This window comes from Cupriavidus sp. SIMBA_020, from assembly GCF_046535395.1.
Classification (GTDB): Bacteria; Pseudomonadota; Gammaproteobacteria; order Burkholderiales; family Burkholderiaceae; genus Cupriavidus; species Cupriavidus campinensis.
This window is the reverse complement of the sequence record NZ_JAWRWU010000117.1, coordinates 1-397: the sequence shown is the minus strand read 5'-3', so window position 1 is coordinate 397 and position 397 is coordinate 1. Positions and strand designations below refer to the sequence as shown.

Sequence of the window (397 nt, the reverse complement as noted above, 5' to 3'; positions counted from 1 at the left end):
AGCGCCAGGAACGCCACCTTGGTCGGCGCGAAACCGTAGCGCAGCGTGTAGTACAGGTTGAAATCCTGCAGCTCGTAGGGCCCGATCGTGTCTTCGCTCTTCTGGGTCGGCTTGCCGTCGTCGCCGCCCGGCACCAGTTCGGGGCTGACATCCGTGCCCAGCACGTCCAGCAGCACCGCCGCGCCCGCCTCGCCCAGGCGGCCGGATTCGGCCACCCAGCGCACCAGGTGCGTGATCAGCGTCTTGGGCACGCTGGCGTTGACGCTGTAATGAGACATGTGGTCGCCCACGCCATAAGTGCACCAGCCCAGCGCCAGCTCGCTCAGGTCGCCCGTGCCGATGACGATGGCGTTGTTGAAATTGGCGATGCGGAACAGGTGGTTGGTGCGCTCGCCGG

At 66.5% G+C, this 397-nt stretch carries 1 pseudogene; it reads right to left on the bottom strand.

Annotation, left to right across the window (positions count from 1 at the left end):
* A pseudogene (gene nadE / locus SB751_RS28415) lies at window positions 1-397 on the bottom strand (NAD(+) synthase); the annotation flags it as partial.